The following is a 16,286-nucleotide window of genomic DNA, read 5'->3' on the forward strand; positions in this document are numbered from 1 at the left end:
CCCGATCAGGAACCCATGAACCCCAAAGCACAATCCGCCTTCACCGAAGCACTCCCCTCTCCCGCTCGTAGAACGGGTACCCTTTTTATTGTGGATGATGAAATGATGGTGACCGCAAGCCTACAGACCATGCTTACCCTGGAAACCGGCCATCGTATTCATTGCTACAACAACCCGCTGGAAGCGCTGGAAAAAGTACTGACCCTGCTACCCGATGTGGTCATCTCCGATTTTTCAATGCCCGGTATGGACGGCATTCACTTTTTGCGGGAAGTGAAGCGCTTGCTGCCGGAAGCCACCCTGATTCTGCTAACCGGTTATGCGGATAAAGAAAACGCCATTGAGGCCATTAATACGGTGGGTATTTACCGCTACATTGAAAAGCCCTGGGATAACGAAGACCTCAAAATCAGCATTGCCAACGGGCTAGAGCGCAGCTATCTGGTGGGAGATCTGAAGCAATCGGTGCAAGATCTGACAGAGGCCAGAGCGGAACTCCAGCAAAGTAACCTGAACCTGGAAGCCTTGGTAGAAGAGCGCACTCGGGATTTGCGAGACACCTATCATAAACTACACGCCATTGTACAAAACACCACCGATGGCATTTTGACTCTGGATGCCCACTTGCGGCTCACCTCGGTTAACCCCGCCGCGGAAAGCTGGCTGAGGGCGCAGCAACCATTGGCCACCGTAGATTTGCTGAGCTTGCCGCTGGACCAACTGTTAACCCTGCAGCCCTGCAACGGAACCCCACGCACCCTGCAAACCCTCTTTCATTCGGAAACCCTGCGACAGGCGGAAGAGGTGTTTATTGGCAATATCCCGCTAGAAGCCAGCATTTCCCCGTTAAATGGGCCTGACCCACAAGAGGCCAAGGGCTTTGTAGTGGTATTAAGAGATATCGCCCAACGCAAAGAGATTGAGCGCCTGCGGGACGACTTTATGTCCACCCTCACCCACGATTTGCGAACCCCCTTGCTGGCCGCCATCCAAACCCTGGGATTTTTTGCGGATGGCACCCTGGGAACGCTTTCACCCAAGCAGTTAGAACTGATTCAAATGCTGACCCAAAGCAACCGGGAGTTGCTGGGACTGGTAAACGTGCTGCTGGAAGTTTATAAATACGAATCGGGGCGGCAGAAGCTCATTCTGGACACGGTATCCCTCAAGGATTTGCTAGGCCAGATTACCCAGGAGCTAGACGCCTTGGCCAGCCACCGGGAGCATGCCCTTAGCCTGAGCCTGCTTGGCGACTTATCGGCGGATGGGTGCAAAGTGTGGGGCGATAAGCAGGAATTGAAGCGGGTTTTTGTAAACCTTATTGGCAACGCCATCCACTTCACACCCAAGCAAGGGGTTATTCAAGTACAAATACAAATCAATGAGGCGGGACAGCTGCAAATTGACGTGGTGGATAACGGTCGGGGGATTCCTGCCACCGATATTCCCCGGTTATTCCAGCGATTTTCTCAGGGAACCAGTAAGCAGCGATCCTCTGGCTCCGGGCTGGGGTTGTATCTCAGTCGGCAAATTGTGGAAGCCCACCACGGGCAAATTGGGGTGGAAAGTGAAGAAGGGGCAGGCAGTCGCTTTTATGTGATTTTGCCGCCAATAGCCGCCACACAAGGAAAATTGGTCACATTGCCTCATTAAGGACATCTCATCGATCCCCAAACGATAGCAATTCTTCTCTTTACTTTGTTTTTAAATTAATAAGAGAAAATTAAAGAGTCGAGAGAGGTAAACGGAAGTTTGGGATTTTTTGGCGTCCTCGCCCATCATTCCCATTTCAATCCGTGTCAATCAGAACGCATTAAACTGCATGGCCTGTGCGAACGCGGCATACAGTGAATGAAGGAGAGAGATAAAGATGGTCAGTTTTAACAATAGCGATACATTGTCGTTTATCAACAAAATTAGCACTCGGCATAATCTGGATGGCAATAACACCACCTTAACCAAAGATGAAATTAAGTCCGCCATCGCCACGCCCGTTGATTTAAGCCAGCAGGAAATCAAACAACTGCGCTCGCTGCTCACTGGCGACAGTTTGAATAAAAAAGCAGACGCCAGTGGCGACCAGTTTATTGGTCAATTTGAACTGGCAAGGTTTTTCAACGAGAACCCCACCTTTGAGGAAGATGTGGCCCTGAAAGGCACCAACGTATCCGCTGGCGATTTAACCAAGCCGGGTGAGGCAGCCGATGCCCAAGTGCTGAAAGATCTGGAAACCATCAACGGTGCCGGACTGGATGCGGTGAACGGTAATGATGACGTGATTGGCATTAATGACATTAATGAATTAAAAGACATGAGCCAGGAAAAGATCAAGGAAAAATTCGGTGAGGATAAAGCCAAGGACGTCAGCGAATGGCGTGATGCTTATGTCAGGCTGGACAGTGTTGAACTGAGTAAACCGGCCCAGGATATTCTCAAAGCCGAATCCGGCGGTGAGCATAAGAAGGCCACCGATGTTCTGTTCAGCATCGCTGGTAATAAAGTTCGAAAAGAAAGAGATGGCAGATTTAATAACGCGGATGCCGCAGACACACGGAATCGATTCCAGGCTATCTTTAGTGGGATTGGGCCTGGTTCGGTAGGAGGTCTGGTGCAGGAGGCTTAATCACCATCTTCCATTAAAAAAATAGCGCTCGATCGATGCGATTACCGATCCAAAGCTATTTTATGCAGTAAAAAAGCGGCCAGGCCTCAAACGCCTGACCGCTTTTTACAAAATAAAGGTCATTTTCAGAAAATACAAACTGGCGCGTTCCCATTGCAACGGCCTGCGTTTTTACTCTTCTATTTTAATCACGCTAACCGGGCAAACTTTGGCCGCCTCCCGACAATCAGACTCATAGCCGGGGACTTGCGAATTGTCGGCCTCAGCGCTGTCGTACACCGTAAACACGGTAGGGCAAATGGATTCACAAGCGCCACAGGCAATACAACCTGCCACAATTTTCACTTGCATATCGGGAATCCTCTTGCTGGGGATGCGGGCCGTGTTTCCATCGCCGCTTTAAACGTGAGCCACCGCTTTTTCCTGCTGATGCACCCGGCGCAGATTGTCAATCATATTGTCGGCAATCTGGCGGAAAATTGCGGCTTGCTTGCCATCCGGCTCATAAATCACCACCGGCTGCCCCGCATCGGCCTGAGCCCGCTGCTCAATCACAATGGGCACTTCACCCAGAAATGGTACTTTTAGCTGACTGGCCGCATTGCGCCCGCCGCCATGGCCGAAAATCTCATAGCGCTTGCCGTCATCGCCCTCAAAGTAGCTCATGTTTTCCACAATGCCCAGGCAGGGAATATTCTGGCCCACAAACATGGCCAGCCCTTTGCGGCTGTCATGCAAGGCCACTTCCTGCGGGGTGGTAACAATAATGGCGCCAGACAAGGACGCCGCCTGCATAATGGTCAACTGGGCATCGCCGGTTCCGGGGGGCAAGTCCACCAGCAAAAAGTCCAGCTCGCCCCATTCAAAATCGCTGAGGAACTGGCGAATAATGCGATCCAGCATGGGGCCACGCCACACCACCGGTTGCTCTTCCGAAATCATGAAAGCCACGCTAATCACCTTCACATCGTGGATGCTAGGTGGCATTGGCTTGCCATTGGGGGCTTGCTCGGTAATTTTGGCATGCCGCAAACCCATCATCAAAGGGACGTTGGGGCCGTAAATATCGGCATCCACAATGCCCACCCGGTAACCCATCTGGCTGAGGGCGCAGGCCAAATTGACGGAAACCGAGGTTTTGCCCACCCCGCCTTTGCCACTGGAAATGGCAATGACGTTTTTAATATTGGGCAGCAACTGCTTGGGGGCCACTGGGGCCAAGGGCTTATCAGCAGGGCGCTGAAACGGCTTGGTGGCGGCAGGGGTTTTTAAGGAAATACCCACAGTCACCAGTTTGACATCGGGCAAGCCTTGCAGTACCTGACGGGTAGCGTCGATCAGGGCATCCCGCTCCGGGTACGTGGTGGAAGGAAGGATTAAATCCACTTTCACGTTGTTATCGCAAACCGAGGCAAAGTCCACCATGCCCAGTTCAATAATGTTCTGTTTTTTTTCAGGATCAACCACACGGGTTAAGGCCTGCATTACGGTTTCCTGGGTCAGTTCAGTCATGGCGTTCCATACCTCTGCTTGTGATGTACAAAATGAGTGTTCCACGGGAAGGCACCTGAATGTTTCAGTGCCCGGTGGTAAATCTGTTTACTGCGGGGCGGAATCCGCTTCTTCCGACGTAAAGACACGAGGGCCGTTCCATTCAGCCATACCCGCCGTTAAATTCCAAAGGGCGCTAAAGCCATTGTGCGCCAAGTAATGGCTGGCATTGGCGCTACGTACCCCATGCTCGCAAATGACCACGGTTTTCTGCTCTGGGCTTAAAGTAAGCATTTGTTCAGGAATTTCGTGCATGGGTAGCAATCTGGCGCCGGGAATATGCCCCAGTCCCCAGTATTCCTGAGGAGTTCGCACATCCAGCAGCAGTAAATCCGGCTCTTGGGCCATCAGTTGCACAAGCTGTTCGTTGGTGAGAGGGGTCACAGTCATTGAAGGGTCTTTTCTAAACAAGGCATAATGCCATCACTGTAGCACAAAGAAACGGAGGTTAAATCATTTCCTTCAGCAACATGGTGACGACCGACAGATAGAATAAAAAGGTCAAAATATCACTGAGGGTGGTGATAAAGGGGCCACCCATCCCGGCAGGATCCACATTGAAAAAGCGCTTAAAGCTATAGGGAACCACCATGCCCAGGGTGGCCGAAATACACAGGGAAATGGCAATCCAGAAAAACAGCAGCAAACTGAGCTGCCAGCGATGATAAATGAGCAGAGACAACACGCCAACCGTAACCGCGAAGAACAGCCCGGTGATCAGGGCTACTTTAATTTCCCGGCGCAGCTTTTCCCAGATGTTATCATCCGTAATCAGCCCCTGACTGAGGCCTCGCACCGTAATGGTATCCGTTTGGGTGCCCATATTCCCTGAAAGCCCGGTCAGCAAAGGCATAAAGGAAATGGCCACCACAGCGGCGGAAACCGTCTCGCTAAAGTGGGCAATAATGGTGGCGGCCAGAAACTGCCCCCCCATGGTAATGGATAACCAAGGAAAACGGGCCTTGAAAGCGCCAAAAACAGGCCCAATCAGCAAGCCACGCTCATCCACCTCTTCCAGATTGATCCCGGAAGCCCGGTAAATATCCTCTGAGGTTTCCTCATCAATGACATCAATAATGTCATCCAGCGTAATCACCCCACGCAGGGTGTTATCGGCATCGGTTACCGGCATGGCCAGCAAGTTGTAATACTTTCGGAAAATACTGGCCACCAGCTCCTGATCAAAACTAACCAGCAGGGATTTCACATCAAACTGGGCAATACGGCTCAGAGGGACCGACTCATCGTGCAAAATCAGTTGCTTCAGGCTCACCACGCCCAACAGGCGATCTTCTGCGTCCACCAGATAGCAGTAATAGATAAAATCTTTCTCTTCCGCCTTGCGAACCATGGCCATGGCCTCGCCCACCGTGGCTTCCACTGATACCGTAATAAAATCGGTGGACATAATGCCCGCCGCCGAATCGGGCAGCTCCATCATTAAATGATGCAGCATGCGGGTGTCGGTATCAAAGGGCATTTCTTCCAGAATACGCTGACTTTCCAGCGTATCCATTTCCTGTAGAATATCCACCGCATCATCGGTGGGCATCATGCGTAAAATCTGGCTGCTTAGCACCGTGGGCAAGGAAGAGACGCAAGCGTGTTGTAGCTCATCATTGACGCTGGTTAACACCTGAGCGGCCTGCCCCACATTTAAATACTGAAAACAGCACACCGCCTCTTCACGACTCAGCAGGCTTTCCATCACTTCGGCCACGTCGGCGAAATTTTGCCGAGCCAACAGACGCCGCAAAGCCGACGTGTTTTTTTGAGTGAGATAACGACGGATTTTTTCCGCCAGACTGTTGGCTAAAACCGAGTTCATGAAAAAGTGAAGGCCTAATGTTTCGGGAACCTTTACTATTGTACCAACTCAAAGCGGCTTGCAAGCCTTGCCAAAAAATGGCCAATGCGGCATGTCACCCCTTGGCATGCACAGGCTTGCCAACATTGGGCTTGACATTCAGTTTCAATTAAACCGAGCCACCCCCAATGCTGGTATGATTGAACCGTCTTGCTCAACCCATGGATTTTGTGGATGACCACCGCCTCTGCTTCAAAAACCAACCCCATGAAAGCCGCCCAGCGGGTTTTTATGATCACCCTGTGGTTGAACCTGCTGGTATCCTTTAGCAAACTGGCCTGGGGCTACCATACCCACACGCTCAGCATCACCGCCGATGGCTTTCATTCCCTGCTGGACGCGGTGGCCAACGTGGTGGGCATTGTGGGCTTAAGCATTTCCGCAAAGCCTGCCGATCATAATCACCCCTACGGGCACCGGAAATTTGAGGCCATTGCCTCCATGCTGATTTCCTTTTTTATCTTTTTAACCTGTTTTGAAATCGCCGGGGAAGGCTTTTCCCGGTTTTTCTCCCCCACCCACACCCATCCCCAAATATCCCCCATCAGCTACATGATTATCGGGGGCACCTTGCTGATTAATTTATGGGTTAGCTGGTACGAAAATCGAAAAGGCAAAGAACTCAAAAACGATTTGTTGCTGGCGGACGCCAAGCACACGTTTTCGGATTGTCTGGTTTCTGTTTCGGTTATTTTATCCATGATTGCGGTTCAACTGGGCTGGTACTGGGCAGATACCGTGCTGGCCCTGGTGGTGGCTCTAATTATTTTAAAAGTGGGCTTTGATTTAATTATGACCCATTTCAGCGCGTTAACCGATGAAGCCGCTTTGGATCCCGCGGAAATCAACGCCATTGTAAAAAGCGTACCGGGAGTGATGGACTGCCATAAAATCCGAAGCCGAGGCATGCGGGATCACGTGTTTATTGACTTACACATTCAGGTGGACCCGGCCTTAACCGTGAAAGCCGCCCACCGTATTTCCTATCAGGTTGAGGAAGCACTGGAAAACGCCTTTGATGGCAGGGTGAATGAAGTGTTGGTACACATTGAGGAATATGAAACGCCGGAGCCGAATCCGACCATTTAAAAAATTTCCACCCACGTGCTAATTCTACAAAAACGATCGTGACAGAATACTTCCATCACGATCGTTTTTGTAGGTGTTTAAGGCTTAATATTTGCGAACTGGCAGAAAGTTCTCGATTTCTTTTTCGACTTCCCGGCGGGTTTTGCCGGTCCGTTGCTGAATACGCCCCAGCAGCTCTTCTTCTTTGCCTTCAACATACATCAAGTCGTTGTCGGTCAACTCACCAAATTTTTCTTTTAACTTCCCTTTAACCTGATTCCAGTGACCTTTAATTTCAAGTTTATTAGGCATAGCACAATCTCCTTTTGTAAAAGGGTGGGACGCAATTTCTAAGCAGGCTCTTTCCTGAAATTCAAGCCCCATCTCTTCATTCTCACTTTCAAACTGGATCGATTGGAAAGAGTTCAGGTATTATAACGCCCGGTTTTTTCAGCGAAATTACCCGCTTGTCTAAATCCGAATCACCCATTGGCCTGTATTCCGTTGGCCATCAGGCAATGCCCAACTTGCCGGGTAAGCCCTTGTTGAAATTTTATAAAATCCAGCATTTTGTAAAATCCAAAACAAGGCCCAGAATTACTTCGGATTTTTAAAAGCCGTCCTAAAGTTCTTCAACTTTCAGCCGATAAGTATTCTTGTCAGTCAAAATAATCTATTTTAAAAACCATTCGTTCCTTTGAGTAAACTGTAAATCAGTCAGTCATCAAGCTTCCTCGGAGCTGGAGGCCTTGCCCAAAAGCAAGGTTTGGAAGCTCCGGGAAACGAAAACAATCCGGTCAGGAAATCACCCTGGCCGGATTACTTCTTAGGGACTAAACAGAAACCTTGGCTTGGCCCTTAAATTTGAACAATAATATCCAGCTGCCCTTGCCGGTTTCGTACATCCACGGTCACGCTTTTGTGATTCCGTCGAAACTCCAGATCCACAATGGCCTTGCCCACCCGCAAGTTATTGATTTGTAAAAATGACATATAGTGAGGCAAATTAGGGGAGTGGATGGACAAGCTTTTTTGAGGGGCGTTGGGCCGAATATTAAGCATGGATTGCAGAATGGAATACATGGCCGCCGCCGCCCAGGCTTGGGGAATACAGGAAACCGGATAGCGAACCGGCGGATCGCCCTCTTTACCATCCTCTTTGCGAAAGCCGCAAAACAGTTCGGGCAAACGACGATAGTGCATATGCCGGGCCGCCTCAAACAAGCCCGTAAAAATACGCTCCACCAGATCGGGGCGGTCTTGGCGGGCAAACCCACGGGCGATCATGGCGTTATCGTGGGGCCAGATAGAGCCGTTGTGGTAACTCATGGGATTGTACGCCACCGTATTAGAACTCAGGGTTCGAATACCCCACCCGTTGAACATATCCGCCGACATCAAACGATTCATCATTTGATCAGCGTAGGTATCGTAAAACAAGCCGGTTTCCAGGCAATGCCCAGGGTTGGAAGCGATGACCCGAAACGGCTGACCCTGCTCGTTCAGAGCCAATGCGCAGAACTCCAGATCTTCCATCCAGAAGTCATTGTTAAAGCGCTTGCGGAACTCCACGCATTCTTGCTTTAAACGATGGCGCAGCGTTTTTTCTTCCATAAAGTCAGCCAAACGGCCCATCATGGTTTTGGCCATATATACATACCCCTGCACCTCGGACAAGGCAATGGGCGGTTGACCAATCACCCCCAATTCATCCATCACGCTGTCGTGTGAATCTTTCCAGCCCTGCTGCAAAATACCGCGATCGCACATGCTGCGGTAAGTGCTATAGCCCTGAGCATTTTGTTGCAGGTTATGATCAATCCAATCCATTGCTTTCAGGGCATGGGGCCAAAGCTCACAAAGGATTTCCAGATCATGGGTCCATTGGAAATACTCATACAGGGTAATAATAAACAAGGGGGTAGCATCCACGCTGCCGTAGTAAGGCGTATGGGGAATTTCCCCCAATCGGGCCAGTTCGCCCACCCGCATTTCGTGCAGAATTTTCCCCGGTTCCTCGTCCCGATCCGGGTTGTTCTCCTTGCCTTGATACTTGGCCAGAATTTTCAGGGATTCCTTGGCGATAGCCGGGTTATACATCATGGCAAACCGAGAGGTAATCAGGGAATCCCTGCCAAAAAGCGCCACATACCATGGAATTCCGGCAGCCACATAACTGCCTTCCTCGGTATGGGTCATTAACATTTGCATGTCTTTCTGGTTCCGGGACATCATCTCGTTGAAGTCCTCGTTGTCTGAAATGAAAACCGCCGTATCCTGCACGTTTTTACGGGTTCGAAAGTTTAAATGGGTCAGCGCTTCATCCATGGTTTTTACACTGGCCTCAATGCTTCCGGCGTTCATGAGGCGATCGTTGATAATGGTTTGAATTTCGTAGTTAAAGTTAAAGGGTTGCCGGGGTTGTAGCAAGGTGCGATACACCACGGTGGGCAGTTTTTGATCCGGTACCTCTTCAGGCGCCAAATCGACAAACCGGATACCCGTTTGCAGGTTACGCTCAGAGCGATCTTTGTGGCTGAAAATTAACACCGGATTTTGCCCGCTGGTATCGAGGATAGGCGGACGCCGCTCTGGCAAATCCACGGCAATAATGCCCCGAATATCAAACATATCCCTAAAATCAGCGTCAAAGGTAAAGCTCAACTCCAGGTAAACCGGTTGAGAAAAATAACTGACCAGCCAGTACCGCTCAAACTGATGGCCATACAAAACGGTTTCCCGCTTGAGTTGAATAATTTCAGGCGGCAAGGTTACCGGCTTTCCATCTTCGGTGACGGTCTGAATGGGGCCATTGGTAAAAACAATGGTGGACATATATCCCATTTCTGAAGAAGACAACAACGGGATGGGATCGGTGCCGTGCAGTTTAATTTCAAAGCAGCTTAAAAACCGGGTGTCCAAATGGTAAAGGCCCAACCCGGACATATCGCCCTGAGGGATGTTTCCCAGCACATCATCCACCAGATACAAATGGTTGTGCTTAATGGTTCGATTTCTGGATAAAAAATCTTCTGGCTGTTTAATTTGCATGGTGGCCTCTTTCAGGAATCACAGGGCCTGCGGGTTGACGCCTCAAACAAAACACCCGGCCGTGACGATGGTTAGAATCCTCTCTTTAAGGATACATCAGGAACCCAAACGATCCTGTCTCTGCCGATGCTGGATGGCAGGTGATTTGCTGCCCTCCAGAATCGAATCAGCGGAAAATCCATTGATAGTAGGAGGGCCAGCGGCCAGCCAAATGGAATCGTCCGATCGACTGGTTCTGTCGGTAGTAACAGGCAACGGCTTTGCCTCCCCGCCCCGATAAGGGGTTAAGGGCAACGGCGGTTGTTTGCCTGAGGAGGCCCCAATGCGCTTGCGGGACACCGTAAGCGACAAGGACCGCCCGCCGCCGCCTGCCAGTCGTTCATAAACCCGCTCATGATCGTCAATCATGCGGGCCACGGAAAATCGGTCTTCCGCGATTTTACGTACCAAACGCCGATCAAAATCCAGATAATTTCCCACCCCCTGAATCAGTTCATCCAGAGAATCGGCCACGTAACCGCTCAAGCCATGATCAATCACCTCTGGCACCGAACCGTCTCGCAAAGCAAACACAGGCGTACCACAAGCCATGGCCTCAATCATCACCAACCCGAAAGGCTCTGGCCACTCCACCGGAAACAGACAGGCCACCGCCTTTCTCAAAAAGGCCACCTTGGCCTGATGATCCAGCTCCCCAATGTAGGAAATTTGATCACCATCAATGTGATGAGCCAGCTCTTGTTCGTAAAACAGGCGATCCACCCGATCAATTTTTCCAGCCAGAATTAACTTTTTGCCCAAAGCCTTGGCCACCCGAATGGCATGTTGTGGGCCTTTCTCCGGAGAAAGGCGCCCTAAAAAAGCCAAATATTCTGGCTCGGAGTGGGTGAAGCAGGGATCAAATCCGGTTAAATCAATGCCGTGATAAATGGTATCCACATAATTCAGCCCCGGCCAAAGTTTCTGCTGGTAGTTACTAATAGAAATATAGGGAAGATGGGCATTTCGCATAAACAAATCGTGAACGGGCTGCGGAATGAGTGCATTATGCAAGGTGGTCACCATCGGGGTTTCCACAAAATCGGCGAAAGCAAGGGCCTGAAAACCCATATGGTTATGAATCACGTCAAACTGTTCGGCCTGCTGAAAAATATCTTCCAGCATTTTCAGCTCGGTGGACATCACCGTACAATGCGTTTTATCCTTCTGAACAGCTTCCTCCAGCTCCCGCAAGGGCTTAGAGGCATAAGGATGAAACCGGGCGGAGGTTTGAGAGCCTGCGGCGGCAAACAGGGTCACCTCATGCCCACGGGCCACCAAACCTTCGGTGAGCAAATGAGCCACCAGTTCCGTGCCGCCATAGGCTTTGGGAGGCACCAGCTCCCATAAGGGGGCAATCTGGGCAATTCGCATAATACCGTATTTCCTCCATTCTCCCGCCGAGAAACGACCGGATTTTGTCCTGAAAACCTTGAACGTCTTCCCGGAACGTCCTCCCGAACCGCTGGCAACGCCAGGCGAAACAAGCGCCTGATCGTATCATCATAAAGCGCATTTTCCTGAATGGGTATTCGACAGATGGCTAAAGCGCAGCGCCCTCCACCCTGAAAAAGACGCCCCCTTTTTACTCTGATTCAACCACCCTGTTTAAAAACACCACCTGTATTTCCGGCCTTGGTCATTCGGCGTTTCCGAAGTAGGATAGTAGGGTAATATCGTTCCTTTGACCAGCAAACGCATCGCCCTTCCTTTAAAACCAGATTGTCCCCGCCCTTATGAAACGATCCAACAACCCTTTTAAGTATCGTTACCATGTATTTCGTGGCAAATGGGTGCAACCCATGTTTTGGGCGCTTTGTTTTCTGGGGCCAGCCCTCAATCTTTTCCGGGTGGATATGCTGCACCAGAAACTGATTTGGGCAGGGCGCACTCTGCCCTTTGAGTTCAATACCCTGTTTTGGTTGCCCGTTGGCTTTTACGGGGCGGTCATTGTCATTGGCATTATCTCCTTTATCTGGGGGCGCCTGTTTTGTGGCTGGGCCTGCCCCCACAACACTTTAACCGAATGGACCCAGCCCTTGCGGGCCATGGTAGGACTGGCTGAAAAACCCCGCTGGATGAAACTGATCCTCCGTGATCGCCCGGCCTTCAAGCAAATTTTCTGGGGGCTTTCTCCCCTGCTGGGCATTCTGCTGACCACCGCCCTCAGCCTATTGCTGAGTTTTTATGTGATGCCGCCAAGCTGGGTTTTAAGCCAGTACGCCAGTGGGCATCCACACATTGCGCTGGTTTTTGGAAACGGGTTATTTGTACTGATTGGCCTGTTTCTGCTGTATGCCGGTACGGATTTTTGCCGCACCTGCTGCCCTTACGGCTTGGCCCAATCGGTTTCCGCCTATCAGCAAGATAGCCCATGGCGACCGCTGGAAATTCAATTTGAGGCGGATCGCGAAACAGATTGCAAAACGTGCACCGCTTGCCAAACCGCCTGCCCGGTGGATATTGATCCTCGGGATACCGGCTTTTTAAAAGTGGGCCAGTTTGATGGCTGCTTTAATTGCGGAGAATGCATTGACGCCTGCAAATATATCCACAGTTTTAGAGCCAAACCCGGCTTTCTTTTCTTTAAAAACCCCGGATTCAAACCCAAGCCCACGCCCCCGGTTTCCCAGCCCCCAACAGCAAACTAGTGCTGACAGATAGACCTGCGATCCAGTGATTTATTGCCATAATGTTTTAAAAAACGGGGTTAAAAAGCGACTTAAAGCGCATCGGCTCATGCCCGCCCAGTGAAAACAGGCCCCTGCAATCGCAATGAACAGGCCCATTTCAATGAAAGGGGCTTATTTTTTATTTGTTATTTATGACGAGTGAGGACAAAACCAGTCAAACAGCCACACCGCTTGTTCAAAGCCGTGAACCCGTGAACGGTTACATAAGAAGACCCACATCTTCTTTCATCAAATACCAAAGTTCTCTTTGATATTATCACAGCCAGCAGACCCCTTTTTTATATCCTGAAAATATCAGCCAAGGGAAGGAGTAACGGACTGCTCGGCGGGTGTTTTCCGGGAAAAGCGATCTTTAAAGGCGTCTAAATAAATATAAAGCACCGGGGTAATGTAGAGGGTGAGCAACTGGGAAACCAGCAAGCCGCCAAAAACCGCCAGGCCCAGCGTTCGTCGGGATTCCGCCCCAGCCCCCATGCCAATGGCCAAGGGCAACGCCCCCATCAGGGCCGCAAGGGTGGTCATCATAATGGGCCTGAAACGCACCAGACACGCTTCATAAATAGCCGCCTCAGCGCTTTTGTTATCTTTGCGCTGGGCATCCAGGGCAAAATCAATCATCATAATGGCGTTCTTTTTAACGATACCAATCAGCAAAATCAGCCCCAAAAAGCCGTAGATATCCAAATCCCGATGAAACAGGTACAGGGTGAGCAAAGCCCCCAGCCCAGCGGGTGGCAAGCCCGACAAAATGGTAATGGGGTGAATGAAACTTTCATACAAAATACCCAACACCAGATAAATCACCAGCACCGCGATAATCAGCAAAAAGCCCATACCGCTTAACGAGGATTGAAACGCCTGAGCGCTGCCCTGAAAACTGCTACGAACCGTGGAAGGTAAGGTATCTCGGGCCATGGCCTCAATTTGGGAAACCCGTTGTCCCAAAGAAACGCCTGGACGCAAGTTAAATGAAACCGTGGCCGAGGGAAACTGGCCCAAATGGCTAATGGTCAGCGGTCCAACCGTTCGTTCCAGCTTGGCCAGCGCATCCAGCGGTATGAGGCTACCGTTGGCCGAACGCACATACAGGGCGGATAAATCATCCAACCCTTGCTGATACTGGGGCAACAGCTCCAGAATGACCTGATAATCGTTATTGGCCGAATAAATGGTGGAAACCTGACGGGTGCCATAAGCGTTGCCCAGCGCCAGTTCAATTTGTTCCGCGGTAATGCCCAGGCTGGATGCCTTATCCCGATCAATTTTGACGTTTAACTGGGGGCTGGCCAACTGCAAATCGGTGGTCACATCCTGTAACCCATCCATCTGCTTCATTTTTTCAAACATGGCGTTGGTGGCCACATACAAATCATCCAAATTGGTACTTTGCAGCGTGAACTGATAGAGACTTTTACTCAATTGCCCACCTAAGCGAATGGTGGGCGGGGCCTGCATAAAGGCCCGAATGCCACTTACCTGAGCCAACTGGGGACGCAGTTCCTGAATGATTTCCTCCACGCCCAAATCACGCTCATCTCTGGGTTTTAAAGTGGCGAAGATTCGACCGGTATTCCCGTTATCCACACTGGACATCACGCTTTTAACGCCGGGATTTTTCCGAATGATATCGGCCAGCTGCTTTTGATGGGCCACCATTTGATCAAAGGAAATGCCTTGCGGGCCTTCTGTGGAGGTGAAAATTTGATTGGTGTCCTCGGTGGGAATAAACCCCTTGGAAACCAGCCCGAACATCAAGGCCGTGGCCACCAGCAAAGCGGCGAAAATCAGCATGACGGTTTTGCGAAAACGCAGGGCCAGTTTGAGGGTCCAGTGATAGGCCTCGTAAATCCAGTTGAAGCCCCGCTCAAACGCATTAAGCAACCCGTTTTTTGAACCGGCCGCGTGAATATTTTTAGAACGCAGTAAGCGACTGCACAACATGGGGGTTAGGGACAGGGAAATAAAGCCTGAAATCAGGATGGACACGGTCATGGTCATGGCGAATTCATTAAACAACCGGCCCACCACCCCGCCCATAAACAGCACCGGAATAAACACGGCCACCAGGGAAATGGTCATGGACAAAACCGTAAAAGCAATTTCCCGAGATCCGATCACAGAGGCCTCAAAAGGCCCCTTGCCCATTTCCATATGCCGAATAATATTTTCCAGCACCACAATGGCGTCATCCACCACGAAGCCCACCGCCAAGGTCAGGGCCATCAGAGACAGGTTATCCAGGTTGAAATTTAACAGCGACATGGCCGCAAAAGTACCCACAATAGACATGGGCAGGGCCAAACTGGCAATCAGGGTCGCAAACACATTGCGTAAAAACAGGAAAATAACGGCAATGACCAGCACAATGGTAATCACCAGGGTAAATTGCACATCATCCAACGATTCCCGAATGGTGTGCGAGCGATCAAACACCACTTCCAAATTGACTGAGGGGGGAATAGCCGCTCGAAACTCCGGGAACAACGCTTTTACGTTATCAATGACCCCAATGGTGTTGGTGCCGGGCTGACGTTGCACGGCCAGCACAATCCCTCGAGTGCCGTTAAACCAGCTGGCCACTTTGTTGTTTTCCACACTGTCAGTCACTTTGGCCAGCTCGTTTAAATAGACCGGAGAACCATTGCGATAGGCCACAATCAGGGGGCGATAATCGGCGGCCTTCATCAGTTGACCGGTGGCTTTAACCGTATAGTTGCGGTACTCCCCATACAAAACCCCGGTGGGCAAATTGACGTTTCCTTTTTGAATGGCGGTGGCCACCTCGTCAATGCCAATATTTCGGCTGGCCAGCGCCTTGGGGTCCGCTTGCACCCGCACGGCGTACTTTTGCGAACCGTACACCGACACCTGAGCCACCCCATTGATCATGGAAATACGCTGGGCGATAATTTTTTGAGCGTACTCATCCACATCGGACAACGGCAAGGTTTTGGCGGTAAGCGCCAAATAAATAATGGGGGAATCCGCCGGGTTAACCTTCCGCAGAGAAGGCGGGCTGGGCATATCATCCGGCAGTTTTCGCAAAGCGGTGGAAATAGCGGCCTGCACATCCTGAGCCGCCGCATCAATATCCCGACTGAGATTAAATTGCAAGGTAATGGAAGAAGAACCCAAAGCGCTGGAAGAGTTCATGGAATCCAGACCGGCAATGGTGGAAAACTCCTGCTCCAGCGGGGTGGCTACTGATGCGGCCATGGTGTCCGGGTTGGCTCCCGGTAAACTGGCGCTGACCTGAATGGTGGGAAAGTCCACGTTGGGTAAATCGCTCACCGGCAATTGCCGATAGGCCATAATCCCGAACAACAGGATACCGGCCATCACCAGCGTGGTCATAATGGGTTTGTCGATAAACAGCCTGGTAAAATTATTCACG

The 16,286-nt window shown here is 50.7% G+C and carries 12 protein-coding genes; 4 read left to right on the forward strand and 8 right to left on the reverse strand.

Annotation, left to right across the window (positions count from 1 at the left end; genetic code table 11):
- Positions 1-15 precede the first annotated feature (15 nt).
- Positions 16-1,653: a sensor histidine kinase gene (locus ACEW81_RS01860; RefSeq protein WP_373531263.1), complete on the forward strand. Its 1,638-nt coding sequence runs from the start codon at positions 16-18 to the stop codon at positions 1,651-1,653.
- Between the two features lie 217 nt (positions 1,654-1,870).
- Positions 1,871-2,623, forward strand: coding sequence for a hypothetical protein (locus ACEW81_RS01865; protein ID WP_373531264.1), 753 nt, complete (start codon positions 1,871-1,873; stop codon positions 2,621-2,623).
- A gap of 171 nt (positions 2,624-2,794) precedes the next feature.
- Here the strand turns inward: ACEW81_RS01865 and ACEW81_RS01870 are convergent, their stop codons facing one another.
- The 4 genes from ACEW81_RS01870 to mgtE form a co-directional block, all read right to left on the reverse strand.
- On the reverse strand, positions 2,795-2,974 hold the full coding sequence (locus tag ACEW81_RS01870; RefSeq protein ID WP_373531265.1) for a ferredoxin: 180 nt from the start codon (positions 2,972-2,974) through the stop codon (positions 2,795-2,797).
- A gap of 48 nt (positions 2,975-3,022) precedes the next feature.
- The gene (locus ACEW81_RS01875) at positions 3,023-4,135 is read right to left on the reverse strand and encodes an Mrp/NBP35 family ATP-binding protein (protein ID WP_373531266.1); all 1,113 of its coding nucleotides are present in this window, start codon (positions 4,133-4,135) and stop codon (positions 3,023-3,025) included.
- An 87-nt stretch (positions 4,136-4,222) separates the two neighbouring features.
- Complete coding sequence (locus tag ACEW81_RS01880; protein WP_373531267.1) at positions 4,223-4,564, reverse strand: rhodanese-like domain-containing protein; 342 nt, start codon at positions 4,562-4,564, stop codon at positions 4,223-4,225.
- 58 nt (positions 4,565-4,622) lie between these two features.
- On the reverse strand, positions 4,623-6,002 hold the full coding sequence (mgtE, locus tag ACEW81_RS01885; RefSeq protein ID WP_373531268.1) for a magnesium transporter: 1,380 nt from the start codon (positions 6,000-6,002) through the stop codon (positions 4,623-4,625).
- 213 nt (positions 6,003-6,215) lie between these two features.
- Between mgtE and ACEW81_RS01890 the strand changes: the two genes are divergently transcribed.
- Positions 6,216-7,130 carry a cation diffusion facilitator family transporter gene (locus ACEW81_RS01890; RefSeq protein WP_373531269.1) on the forward strand — a complete coding sequence of 305 codons (915 nt, stop codon included), beginning with the start codon at positions 6,216-6,218 and terminating at the stop codon, positions 7,128-7,130.
- Positions 7,131-7,214: 84 nt separating this feature from the next.
- Here ACEW81_RS01890 and ACEW81_RS01895 read toward each other — a convergent pair whose 3' ends face one another.
- The 3 genes from ACEW81_RS01895 to ACEW81_RS01905 all read right to left on the reverse strand — a co-directional run bounded on the left by ACEW81_RS01895 (position 7,215) and on the right by ACEW81_RS01905 (position 11,573).
- A complete protein-coding gene (locus ACEW81_RS01895; RefSeq protein ID WP_373531270.1) occupies positions 7,215-7,493 on the reverse strand; it encodes a CsbD family protein in 279 nt (92 codons plus the stop codon).
- 474 nt (positions 7,494-7,967) lie between these two features.
- Complete coding sequence (locus ACEW81_RS01900; RefSeq protein WP_373531271.1) at positions 7,968-10,160, reverse strand: amylo-alpha-1,6-glucosidase; 2,193 nt, start codon at positions 10,158-10,160, stop codon at positions 7,968-7,970.
- 96 nt (positions 10,161-10,256) lie between these two features.
- The gene (locus ACEW81_RS01905) at positions 10,257-11,573 is read right to left on the reverse strand and encodes a glycosyltransferase family 4 protein (protein ID WP_373531272.1); all 1,317 of its coding nucleotides are present in this window, start codon (positions 11,571-11,573) and stop codon (positions 10,257-10,259) included.
- Positions 11,574-11,935: 362 nt separating this feature from the next.
- Here ACEW81_RS01905 and ACEW81_RS01910 point away from each other — a divergent pair, with 362 nt between their 5' ends.
- Positions 11,936-12,850, forward strand: coding sequence for a 4Fe-4S binding protein (locus ACEW81_RS01910; protein ID WP_373531273.1), 915 nt, complete (start codon positions 11,936-11,938; stop codon positions 12,848-12,850).
- Positions 12,851-13,186: 336 nt separating this feature from the next.
- On the opposite strand, the gene ACEW81_RS01915 is transcribed toward ACEW81_RS01910, so the two are convergent.
- Entirely contained in the window at positions 13,187-16,285 is a 3,099-nt protein-coding gene (locus ACEW81_RS01915; RefSeq protein ID WP_373531274.1) for an efflux RND transporter permease subunit, read from the reverse strand.
- Position 16,286: the final 1 nt, after the last annotated feature.

Source organism: Vampirovibrio sp. (genome assembly GCF_041737375.1).
Lineage (GTDB): Bacteria > Cyanobacteriota > Vampirovibrionia > Vampirovibrionales > Vampirovibrionaceae > Vampirovibrio.

What these genes read in the sequence shown, in the direction of transcription:
- ACEW81_RS01910 (WP_373531273.1), top strand. Translation starts at nt 11,936, where the DNA reads ATGAAACGATCCAACAACCCTTTTAAGTATCGTTACCATGTATTTCGT.
- ACEW81_RS01890 (WP_373531269.1), top strand. Translation starts at nt 6,216, where the DNA reads ATGACCACCGCCTCTGCTTCAAAAACCAACCCCATGAAAGCCGCCCAG.
- ACEW81_RS01870 (WP_373531265.1), bottom strand. Translation starts at nt 2,974, where the DNA reads ATGCAAGTGAAAATTGTGGCAGGTTGTATTGCCTGTGGCGCTTGTGAA.
- mgtE (WP_373531268.1), bottom strand. Translation starts at nt 6,002, where the DNA reads ATGAACTCGGTTTTAGCCAACAGTCTGGCGGAAAAAATCCGTCGTTAT.
- ACEW81_RS01895 (WP_373531270.1), bottom strand. Translation starts at nt 7,493, where the DNA reads ATGGGGCTTGAATTTCAGGAAAGAGCCTGCTTAGAAATTGCGTCCCAC.
- ACEW81_RS01860 (WP_373531263.1), top strand. Translation starts at nt 16, where the DNA reads ATGAACCCCAAAGCACAATCCGCCTTCACCGAAGCACTCCCCTCTCCC.
- ACEW81_RS01905 (WP_373531272.1), bottom strand. Translation starts at nt 11,573, where the DNA reads ATGCGAATTGCCCAGATTGCCCCCTTATGGGAGCTGGTGCCTCCCAAA.
- ACEW81_RS01875 (WP_373531266.1), bottom strand. Translation starts at nt 4,135, where the DNA reads ATGACTGAACTGACCCAGGAAACCGTAATGCAGGCCTTAACCCGTGTG.
- ACEW81_RS01900 (WP_373531271.1), bottom strand. Translation starts at nt 10,160, where the DNA reads ATGCAAATTAAACAGCCAGAAGATTTTTTATCCAGAAATCGAACCATT.
- ACEW81_RS01880 (WP_373531267.1), bottom strand. Translation starts at nt 4,564, where the DNA reads ATGACTGTGACCCCTCTCACCAACGAACAGCTTGTGCAACTGATGGCC.
- ACEW81_RS01865 (WP_373531264.1), top strand. Translation starts at nt 1,871, where the DNA reads ATGGTCAGTTTTAACAATAGCGATACATTGTCGTTTATCAACAAAATT.